Annotated in this window: 6 protein-coding genes; 2 read left to right on the top strand and 4 right to left on the bottom strand. The window is 51.4% G+C overall.

The window, feature by feature from the left end; translation table 11 throughout:
* The 3 genes from ACEW8P_RS21270 to ACEW8P_RS21260 form a co-directional block, all read right to left on the bottom strand.
* The coding region (locus ACEW8P_RS21270; protein WP_373515082.1) for a SusC/RagA family TonB-linked outer membrane protein at positions 1-2253 on the bottom strand (2253 nt) is incomplete at its 3' end.
* Positions 2254-2507: 254 nt separating this feature from the next.
* Entirely contained in the window at positions 2508-3641 is a 1134-nt protein-coding gene (locus tag ACEW8P_RS21265; protein ID WP_373515081.1) for a FecR family protein, read from the bottom strand.
* A 309-nt stretch (positions 3642-3950) separates the two neighbouring features.
* Entirely contained in the window at positions 3951-5351 is a 1401-nt protein-coding gene (locus ACEW8P_RS21260) for a glycoside hydrolase domain-containing protein (protein ID WP_373515080.1), read from the bottom strand.
* 275 nt (positions 5352-5626) lie between these two features.
* Between ACEW8P_RS21260 and ACEW8P_RS21255 the strand changes: the two genes are divergently transcribed.
* Together ACEW8P_RS21255 and ACEW8P_RS21250 are read left to right on the top strand one after the other, a co-directional pair.
* Complete coding sequence (locus ACEW8P_RS21255) at positions 5627-9178, top strand: VCBS repeat-containing protein (RefSeq protein WP_373515079.1); 3552 nt, start codon at positions 5627-5629, stop codon at positions 9176-9178.
* Entirely contained in the window at positions 9175-10518 is a 1344-nt protein-coding gene (locus tag ACEW8P_RS21250; RefSeq protein ID WP_373515078.1) for a vanadium-dependent haloperoxidase, read from the top strand. Before ACEW8P_RS21255 ends, ACEW8P_RS21250 begins: the two co-directional genes overlap by 4 nt.
* Here the strand turns inward: ACEW8P_RS21250 and ACEW8P_RS21245 are convergent.
* Positions 10515-11147 (bottom strand): RNA polymerase sigma factor, encoded by a 633-nt coding sequence (locus ACEW8P_RS21245; RefSeq protein WP_373515077.1) that lies wholly within the window; start codon positions 11145-11147, stop codon positions 10515-10517. The genes ACEW8P_RS21250 and ACEW8P_RS21245 overlap by 4 nt on opposite strands.
* Positions 11148-11222 lie beyond the last annotated feature (75 nt).

Genomic DNA, 11222 nt, shown 5'->3' with positions numbered 1-11222 from the left:
TTCGCCGATAATGTTCTTGACGAACTGCTCATCCGAAATTCTCCAGCCGACAGAAGCTGAGGGGAAGAATCCCACGCGGCGATCTGGAGCAAATTTCCAGGAAGCATCGCGGCGGAAGGAACCTTCGAAGTAATAGCGGTTGGCGTAGTTGTAAGTCGCCCGGCCAACGTACCCGAGCCGGGCCAGTTGGTTGTCGGCGTCCTGAAAAGCAACTACGTTGGCAAAGTAGATCAAGGGCAGCACATTGGTCGAGGGAACCGAACGAACCCATTGGTTTTGATCGCGCTCTTCCTGGCGCTCGGCCACGAAAGTTCCGCCCACCTCGTGCTGGCCAAAGGTATTACTGTACGTCAACTGTCCTTGATACACATTGCGGATGATCTTCCGATTTCGACGCTCTCGCCAGGGGTTGCTGCTGCCACCCGTTACGTTATAAGATTCATCGGTCGGATTATAGGTGTAGGCCACGTAGGTGTACTCGTGTCCGTCCAGTTTCTGATCCTCGATGAAATAGGAATACATTCCCCGTGCTTTCAATCCTTTGATGCCGGGGATCTGGTATTCTGCGTACATATTGGATTGCAAAATACGGCGGATGTCCGTTGCGTACCCACCGAGCTTTTTGTTGTTATAGGCCCAGTTGGTCTCGTTGTGCTTGATGTCGTTCAGGTAATCGGGATTGTCGTTGGCGTAAGGGCGCTCGAAGGGCCGATTCCGTAGAATCGCGAAGCGGGGCAACCAGTAGTCGTCACCACCGGGAATGCCGGGGTTATCCTGCACCTTGATCTGACCGCTGATTTGGATACCTACTTTCAGGTTGTTGGTGATGTTGGCGTCCACGTTGCTTTGCAGGTTGCTGCGCTCGAAGGTGAATTCCCGGCCCAGGTTGGCAAACTGCTTCAAGCGAGTTCCCGACACGTAGTACTTGATCTTGTCCGAGCCACCCGTCATATTGAGGTTGATCGAGGTAAGAGGCGCGTTAGGCTGCACGATAAAATCCTTCCAGTTAAAACTCTGGTAGCCGAGTCCGGTACCTTCCTGGTACTTGGCAAGCTCAGCGGGCGTCAGGGACGTGGTGCCGCTTTGGTTGATCTGCGCTTCGGCGCGGCCCAACTGCCACTGGTAGGAGTCGTTAACCACTTCCGGGAAGCGGGACCAGTTCTGCCAACCCGTGTAGGCATCGAGGTTCACCGTATTTTTACCCGCTTTGCCGCGCTTGGTAGTCACAACGACCACGCCATTAGCGGCGCGTACGCCGTAGATGGCCGCCGAAGCGTCTTTTAAAACGGCAAGACTTTCAATATCGTTGGGAGCCAGGTTGTTAAATTGCGTTTCATCCTGTTGAATGCCGTCGATTACGTATAGCGGGTTGCCCATGTTACGAATTTGAACCCGGGCGTTGGCGCCGGGGCGGCCGTCGGGCATCCGAAAGGTCACGCCGGGAATCTTTCCCGCCAAACCTGAGCTGACCGTAGAACCACCGTGAACGCGTTCGAGGTCTTCGCTGGTTACGACTGAGATAGCACCCGTCAAAGACTCTTTCTTTTGGGTGCCGTAACCCGTCACTACCAATTCTTCCAGCGCCTTAGTGTCTGGTTCCAGGGTAATGCTTACCGTCGTTTGTCCAGCAGAAACCTCAACCTCTTTACCCAGAAAACCTACGTAGGAAAGTACCAGCGTGGCAGGGCCGTCTGGAACACTGATCGAGAATTTTCCCTGTGCATCAGTGTTCGCGCCCGTTTGGGTGCCTTTTAGCACTACACTTACACCCGGAAGGGCAGAACCCGATTCTTCCAAAACGGTTCCCGTTACGGTGCGGGCTACGATTGCGGGGCTTTCGTCAATCTTCGTTGGTGCCAAAGATTCCGTTGGCGTGGTATTCGCCGTTTCGCGCTCGGGCTTGATGACGATCAGGTCGTCGGTCGCTTTGTATTGCAATTGAAGAGGGCTCAGCAGATTATCAAGCACCAGCGACAGCCGCTGTTCCTTCACTTTCACGGTGGCCTTCCGGTCGGATTGAATGAGCTTGGAACTGAAAACAAATTTCACGTCTGTCTGCTTTTCCAGTTGGCTAAGGATTTTCTTGACCGCCTGATTTTCCAGATCGAGGGTCACTTTTTGGTTGAGAGCAGCCTGGCCCTTGCCGTCGTTGGCCAGCGCGATACTCAGCGCCAGCGTGGCCAGAAAACATTGGATGACCGTGATGCGCATAAGAGTATAGGCTAAGCCATCGGTTCGTCGAAATTTTTTCATATTTTTGAAGGTTTTTGTTGTTCAAATAAGACTGGGCAGCAGATACTTTCCCATCGACTTGTCACTGTATTGAGTCAAGACAGAAAGTTATTGAACGTGCTTTCGGGGAAATTTTCCGGGTCGGTCGTGCTGCAACACGGCTGACCTTCTTTTTTTTTCATAGGGCCATAGGTTTTGGGTTTAGGGTTTGTAAGTCAGGAGGTTAATTTAGCAACACGCGTGATTTGAAACGAAATAAGCAGGAAAAGTAAAAACTATCGACAGCCCGCCCCCGTGATGGTGACGAGGTTTTCTTTCATTTCGTATTTGGCATCCAGGGCCGCGCATATCACATTGAGTTTTTTGATAAATGGCTCGCCGACCAGCGTGGCGTTCAGTGGACAACCACCCATCGTCTGAGCGTCGTATTCTATCTTTACATTGTAGGCCAGCTCCAAAGCGCTGAAGACCTCCGAGACAGGGGTTTCATCAAATATAAAAGCCTGCTCAGAAATATCTTCTGGTGCTATTGCCCGCACCGGGGTAGTGTTTGTTTTGATAGCTTTTCCACTCAGTCGGGAAACCGCCACCTTTTCATCCTGCACCACCAGTAAGCCCCTCAACTCCGGCTTGTCAGCAGCGGCTCTTTCTGCCTCGGTGGGATTTCGGCTTAGCGGAAAGACTGCCACCTGTCCCGTTTTGACTTCAACCTTTAATTCGTCCTGGTCCGCTGGAGCGTCGATCAGGAAACTGGTGCCAAGTACTTTGGTGGCCACATCGTCGGTATACACGAAAAAGGGCTTCTCCTGATTTTTCACGATTTCAAAAAATGCCCGGCCCACTAAACGTACCTCCCGTCTTTTGGGATGTTCTGCCATCGAGTATTCCAAAACGCTGCCCGGCAGCAACACCACCGAACTACCATCGGCAAGAATGATCGTCATCGGCTTCGTAGAGTCGTTGGTTCGCTGCAACCTATCTCTGTTGTCTGGCGAGACTTCAGTGTGGGTGGCGAACGGCTCTGACAACTGATTCAAATACTGGTAACTAACAGCGCCAACTCCCAAAAGCACAGCCACCGTAGCGGCCATCCTCCATCTTCTCCAATCAAAAATTTCATGAGTGGATTGCAGGACGGTTCCGGATTCTTCCTCTTCTTCCTGGTAAATATTAGACTCGACCACCTGTCGCATCCGGTCGCTCTGCTCAGGTGTCGGCTTGTGACGTCCGGTATCCTCAGCCAGCAGAATCACATAGCCTTTAGCATCTTCCATCGTTTGTTGCTTTTCGGGAAAAGCGGCCAGATATTCCCGCCATTGCCGATTGCTGGCTTCGCCGGGATGTAAGACCCAGGCGATGAAATCATCGTTCTGAATCAGTTCGGTTAGTGTGTATGGGGTCTTGTTCACTTTATTGAGGAGGATTATAAAACAACAGAGTCATATGATTTTGATATGACCCCTTCTTTCTGAAAAAATTTTAACTTCAATCAATCGGATCCGGGGGCTAATGCCGCCCGGCATTTGATTTGTATTAATAAACCACCGCCAGGTAACCTTGCGAAATTCCGGGCGAGACAATCCCCAGAATCTCTAGATTGGTCGATTTTTTTGTTCTAATCAATCAGCCCCCTGGATTGGAGAATTGGAGTCTAAAGCAAATCTACTAGCCGTTCATCCATTGAACTTTTGCCTCTGTCAACGGTTGGCAGAAACACTTCAATTGCCGGGCGGCTTTAGCCCCCGGAATTGAGATAAAGAAGAGGGTCGATCGGCCGCTGCTGTTCCCCGGGCCGTGTTCGGCGAGTCACCCATTTCGAGTTTCAGCGTCCCTCCGTTGACGATTTCACCGTAACGCAGAAAAGTACGGGAAAACGCCTTGCCGTTCAAAGTCGCCGATTGGATATACACGTTCTGCCCGGAGTTGCCCCTGGCTTCGATGACGAATTTCTTTCCGTCTTCCAGCGTGAGGGTGATTTTGGGGAATGCCGGGCTACCCATCACGTACTCGTCGGTACCGGGACAAACGTTGTAAAAGCCCAGCGCACTCAGCACGTACCAGGAGGAAGTCTGTCCCTGATCCTCGTCGCCGGGGTAGCCGTCCTCAGTGCCGCTGTACAGCCGCGCCATCACCTCCCGCGCGTGCTGCTGCGCCTTCCAGGGTTGCCCGGCCCAGTTGTAGAGATACACCATATGCTGAATCGGCTGGTTGCCGTGGGCGTACTGGCCCATGTCGGCCATCTCCATCTCGGTCATTTCGGTGTCTTCGAGGTTTTTATGACTGCCCAGTTCGCGTTCAAGGTTGAGTGCCGCTTGCGCGGGGCTGATGTAGGAAGAAGCTACTTTGGCCTGCACCGTCGCTCCCGCTTTGAACTCGATGTAGGCCCCGAAGCCTTCGCCTTCGCCCGCAAGGCGGTCCTTCCAGCGCTCGTTTTTCCGATTCTCCCAAATCCCCTGCGCCTTAAAATGCTGGTCGAACTGGATGATGAAGTAATTCTTGAAATTCTTTTGCAGCCCCCGCCCGTTGTGGACGTAGCCCGTGATCTGGCGGTTTTTCACATCGACTTCCACGCCGCTCATCCCGGTGTAGCCGTCCAGCACGACGTAAGCCGCCTGGTTTTTGGGAAAGACAAACCGCAACTGCGCCCCGCGTTCGGAGGGCGACAACTCGACCACGATCTGGTTGTCGAGCTTTACCTTGTAATAATGAGGCTTCCCCGTTTCGTTCGCGTGACTGAACCGCGCCGCTCGCTTGTATTGATCCAGTTCGAGCGTTCCGCCGACGGGCATCAGCGAAAAGACCGCGTAGTCGTTCGTCCAGGAACTGCATTGATGGGCCTGTTGGAAGCCTCGGATGCTGTCTTTGGCGTACTGGTACTTCCAGCCGTCGCCGTTGCGTCCGGTCTGGGGTGTCCATGTGTGCATCGCGAAGGGCAGGGCAGTAGTCGGGTAGGTGTTGCCCCGCGTGAGTTTTAAACTGGAATTTGTGCCTTGCAGGGTGTTGACGTACTGGGTTAGGTCTTTAGGCCGAGCGTAGCCTTGAACGTAGCATCCTGAAAGTAAAGCAAGGACAAGATGAAAGATTCGTTTTCCGAGACCGACGTTTGTGCGGAATTTCAAACTAGCTTTTGCTTGTCCTGAAAGGGCGCAGTACTGTTTTTTGCAAGTCAAATTGTTCATCATTAGATAGAAGAAAATTCTGTCCCTCGAAGTCGATTGGGAATGATCCGTACCCGAAAGAGGTCAAATTCGCTGCCTATGACCTCTTTTAGAGTAGGAAAAATTGTCTACCTGTTTCATTATGCTCTCCAAGTCATAACGTCGGGAATTCATCGGACGGAACAATAAGCCTACTTTCGGTCGTTTCAGGTAAAATGCTATACTTCGTCAAGAGAATGCCAATTATCAATATCAGGAAATACGGATTTTGGTGCCAATTCATCTGGCTTCTGGCCTTTTCTTTCGGCACGTTGTTCGCCCAAACCCCTACCCTTTTCCGACGCCTCCCCGCTGCCCAAACCGGGATCGACTTCGCTAATCGATTGACCGAGAGCGACACGCTAAACATCCTCAACCAGGCCAATATCTACAACGGCGGCGGTGTGGGCATCGGCGACTTCAACAAAGACGGGCTGATGGATGTCTATTTAGCCGCCAACATGGTTTCCAACAAATTGTATTTGAATAAAGGCGAGCTAAAATTTGAAGACATCACCGACCGCGCCCAGGTGGGCGGGCAGGGCCACTGGTGTACGGGTGTATCGGTGGTAGACATCGACGGCAACGGCTGGCCAGACATTTACGTGTCAGCTTCCTTCCGCAGCGATCCCAAACTGCGCACGAATTTACTGTACCTCAATACAGGCTTGAACAAAGCGGGCATCCCGGTATTCGAAGAGTCGGCGGCAGCTTACGGACTGGCTGACGACGGATTCAGTACCCAGGCGTATTTTTTCGACTACGATATGGACGGTGACCTCGATATGTACCAGGTCACCAATGAAATATACGACCCCCGCACCCCAATTTACTACCGAGCCAAACTGACGGATGGCAGCGCCAAAAATAACGACCGACTGTACCGAAACGAGGGTAAAGGAAAATTTGTCGATGTATCGAGAGCCTCGGGTATTACCATCGAAGGCTGGGGCCACGCGGCGGCAATTACTGACATTAACCAGGACGGCTGGCCGGACATTTACGTTGCCAATGATTTTGTCTCAAATGACCTTTGTTTTATCAATAATAAAAACGGGACGTTCACGAATAGTCTTGACAAATACTTTAAACATACGGGCTGGAATGCCATGGGAACCGACGCGGTGGACATCAACAACGATGGCTACGTGGATCTCATTTCTTTGGAAATGTTGCCCGAAAACAACTTGCGAAAAAAGCGGATGCTGAGTGGTAATGAATACTACAACTACCTCAACAACGCGCAGTACAACTACAATCCGCAGTACGTGCGGAACACATTGCAATTGAACAGTGGCCCGACGCCATTGGGCCATCCGGTATTTGGGGATGCCGCGTTCCTGGCGGGCGTCTATCAAACCGATTGGAGTTGGTGCCCCTTGGTGGCCGATTTCGACAACGACGGCTTCCGCGATCTCATCATCACCAACGGCCTGCCCCGCGACGTAACTGACCTCGACTACATAGAATACAACAACGGCCAAAGCGGTGCAGGCAAGGGCTTCACCCTGGCGATGACCGACTCACTCCCCGTGGTCAAACTGGCCAATTACGCCTATAAAAACACCAACGGGCTGATTTTTGAGAATGTGACTAGGGATTGGGGATTCGAAGAATTGACCTTTTCCAACGGAGCCGTTTACGCCGATCTGGACAACGACGGCGACCTGGATGTAATCATTAACAATATCAACGATCCGGCCTTTATCTATGAAAATACGCTCGATCAAAAGAGCCATCATTTGACGGTATCGCTGAATGGCCCCACGGGTAATCCGTCCGCCATTGGCGCTACTATACAACTTTATTTCGCGGACGGTCAACAGCTCTATTTTGAGCAACAGCCCACGCGTGGTTACCTTTCCACCGACGACAGCCGGGCGCATTTTGGCTTGGGTGAAGTTTCCCGCATCGATTCGCTGGTCGTGCGCTGGCCCGACAATCGGCGACAGGTTTTGAAAAACATTTTTGCCGATCAACCCCTTACCATTTTTCATAAAGACGCGGAATCGAAAAAAGTAAAACCCAGCATTTTATTTTCCAATTCTTTATTTAAAAACAGTATCAATAATTATGGTTTGGAATATAAAGCTTTGGAAAAAGACTTTCCCGACTACGATGTGCAACGTACTTTACCACATAAAATAAGTCAAAGCGGCCCATCTATTTCAGTTGGAGATATTAATAATGATGGATTTGAAGATTTATATATAGGCGGCTCATCGGGTATTCCGGGGCTGTTTTTTGTGCAGGATTCAAAAGGGAATTTCAAAAAAGATACTACTCGGTTTTTGCCAAAAGAGGAGCGTTTCTACGAAGATCAGGGAACGTTACTTTTTGACGCCGACAATGATGGCGATCTCGATTTGTACATCGTCAGCGGTAGCTACGAAATCCCGCCCGATAATGCGTTCAGTAATGACCAGCTTTTTTTAAATGACGGAAAGGGGAATTTCAAGAGAGCAATCGACGCCCTGCCCGCTAACCTGACGAACGGCTCCTGCGTGAAGGCGGCGGACTTCGACGGCGACGGCGATCTCGATTTATTTGTCGGAGGACGGGTGGTTTCGGCGGCGTATCCTGTGCCGCCGAGGAGTTTTCTGTTACGCAACGATGGCGGAAAGTTCACCGAGGTGACCGAGCAGTTTTTCCCGCCCCTGAAAAACATCGGCATGGTTACGGATGCCCTGTGGAGCGACTACGACAACGATGGCAAGCCCGATTTGATTTTGACGGGAGAGTGGCTCCCGGTTATTTTCCTGAAAAATCTTGGGACTTCCTTTGTGGCCTTCAAAACGGGCCTGGAAACCCAAACGGGTTGGTGGAACAGCCTGGCGGCGGGTGACTTCGACAACGATGGCGACATCGATTACATCGCTGGCAACCTGGGACTCAACTCGAACTATGCCGCCTCGCCCGAGGAGCCGATGATTCTGGTCGCCAAGGACATCGACAGCAATGGCTCCATCGACCCGATGGTATTTTGCTACATGAAGGCCGACGATGGCAGTCGAAAACCCTTCCCTATTGCTTCGCGCGACGACTTGGTAAGCCAGGTGATCACGATGCGCAAAAAATTCCCGACGTTCAAATCGTACGGCCTGGCTAGTCTGAAAGAGATTTGGAGCGGTAGCGATTTGGAAAATGCCCTGATTGCCCAGGCCACCGAGATGCGGACTTGCTACATTGAAAACAAAGGGGATGGCTACCTGGAAATGAAGCCTTTGCCGCTCGAAGCGCAGACCGCACCCATCTTCGGCATCAAAGCCGACGATGTGGATGGCGACGGCAATCTCGACTTGTTGCTGGTCGGCAACGACTACGGGATAGATCCCAACAGCGGTCGGCACGACGCCTTTATGGGACTTAGTTTGAAAGGCGATGGCAAGGGAAATTTCAGCCAAATGCCCCTGACCCAAAGCGGCTTTTTCGTGCCAGGCGACGCCAAAGCGCTGGCCACGCTGCACACCGGTAAAAACGAAGATGTGTTGATCGCAACTCAAAACCAGGATAGTTTGCTAGTTTTCAGCCCCAATAATTCAATCACAAAGCGCGTGGCGAAGTGGGAGGATTTGAAAGCCGATGATTTTTCGGCGGAGATCACCTATAAGAACGGTAGCAAAAGGAAGGTTGAGTTTTATTACGGCTCTACTTATTTGTCGCAATCGTCGCGGAAGCTGCCGATTGATAAAAACATAAAAAAAATTACCGTGACCAATTTTCAGGGTAAAAAGCGTGAGTTGTTATGAAGAGAATCTTAGCCATTTTATCTGTTCTGTTTTTCGTCTTGACGAATCTTGCTTTTTCGCAGGATTGGCAAGCCAAAACTGAACGGGCCGAGTACATTCACCGGGCCATCAAGCAGGTTACGGATGTCATGGTGTATGATATTTATTCGCCGCCCGTCACTAGCCGGACGTACGCCTACGTGTCGGTGGCTGCTTACGAAACTTTGATCCAAAAAAACGATAAGTACCTGAGCTTTGCGGGGCAACTGCACGGTTTGAATCCCGTGCCATCGCCAGGCAAGAACATCAAATACAGTCCTACCTTAGCGGCAGTTCACGCAATTCTTACTACTGGAAAGCCACTGGTAATTTCGGAAGAAAAGATCGGAGCTTTTGAAAAAGATATCCTAGGAGAATTCAGGATGTCAGGAATGCCGGACGAGGTCTTCGACAACTCCATCGCCTACGGCCAGCAGGTGGCCGATCACATCATTGCCTGGGCAAAGGCCGACCAGTATAAGGAAACCCGCTCCCTGCCACAGTATCGGGTGAGAAACGACGCCGCTTCCTGGAAACCCACGCCGCCCGCCTACATCAAGGCCATCGAACCCAATTGGAACAAATTGCGCACTTTCGCCATGGATTCCGCCGAACAATTTAAGCCCGTGCCACCGCCTGCCTTTTCGCTCGATAGCAGTAGTGTTTTTTACAAGGATGCTATGGTCGTTTATAAACAGGTGAAGACCAATACGCCTGAGCAAATCGACATTGCCAAATTTTGGGACTGCAATCCCTTCACAATGAACGTGCGGGGCCACGTGATGTACGCAACCAAGAAAATTTCGCCCAATGGCCATTGGATGAATATCACCCGCTTGGCTTGTCAGCAAGTGGAGGCCGACGCATTACAGTCGGCGGAGGCCTATGCTTGTTTAGCTGTCACGCTCGCCGACTGCTTCATCAGTTGCTGGGACGAAAAGTACCGCAGTTCGGTTATTCGGCCCGAAACGTATATCAATCAGCACATCGACCCGGCCTGGCTCCCCGTCTTGCAGACACCGCCGTTTCCTGAATACACCAGCGGCCACAGTGTGGTGTCTGCCGGTGCCTCCATCATACTTGCCAAGCTATTCGGCGAGGATTTTGCCTTCGCCGATTCCAGCGAAGTGGAGTTTGGACTACCCGTTCGCCATTTTTCGTCTTTTCGGGAAGCGGCCAACGAAGCGGCCATCAGCCGTTTGTACGGTGGCATTCACTATATGCCCGCTATCATAAACGGGCAGGAAGAAGGTTTTGCCATTGGAAGGTACTTCGCCGGGAAGCTTCAAATGCGGCGAGAAAAGTCGGCGAAAGAATTTTAGGAGAAGATCAACAATAGTAATGTACTCACCGACACTAGGATCGTATCCCGGCATTCGCGCAAAAACACTAACCCCCTGTAAATAAAGTTCCTGACAGACTTCTCGCTTACCCCCATGAGTTGGGCGGTTTCGGCAAAGCTGAATTCGTCAAAGTAGCGCAACGTAATCGCCTCGACCTGCCGGGCGGGAAGCTGTTCCAGCAAACTGTTAAGCCGGTGGGTGAGCAAGGTGCTGGACTCCCGCTCCACCAGCATGGACTCCGAATTGTCGCGAATAAAGGGAATTTCAGCTCCCGTGAGAATGGAAAGTTCCTTGATGGGCAGGGCTTTCATGACGCCCAAATGAATGCGGCGGCGCAGGGAGCGGTAGAGGTAAAACTTGATCGAAGTGATACTGGGCGTCAGGTTTTTGCGCAGCCGCCAGATGTCGATGAAAACATCCTGTACGGCGTCCTCTACCAGGCCGGAGTCATCGCAAAGCTTGCAGCCGTAGTTGTAAAGCGTAGCGTGATAACGGTCGAAAGTCCGGGTGAAAGCCTTTTCGTCACTCCGCCTGATGCCTTCCCACAATTCCTGATCGGTCATTTCAACTCCTGCCATGCCGGTAAATCTCTCCCCAAATTTGTTCAAGTATCCAGTTATTTTATAAAGCTAATTAAATATCCCGAAAATATCATTTGTCACAACGCTTTATTTAAAAATAAC

It is taken from the genome of Persicitalea sp. (genome assembly GCF_041751555.1).
Lineage (GTDB): Bacteria > Bacteroidota > Bacteroidia > Cytophagales > Spirosomataceae > Persicitalea.
The sequence above is the reverse complement of the archived record's forward strand: the minus strand, read 5'-3'. Positions and strand labels throughout refer to the sequence as shown.

What these genes read in the sequence shown, in the direction of transcription:
- ACEW8P_RS21250 (WP_373515078.1), top strand. Translation starts at nt 9,175, where the DNA reads ATGAAGAGAATCTTAGCCATTTTATCTGTTCTGTTTTTCGTCTTGACG.
- ACEW8P_RS21255 (WP_373515079.1), top strand. Translation starts at nt 5,627, where the DNA reads ATGCCAATTATCAATATCAGGAAATACGGATTTTGGTGCCAATTCATC.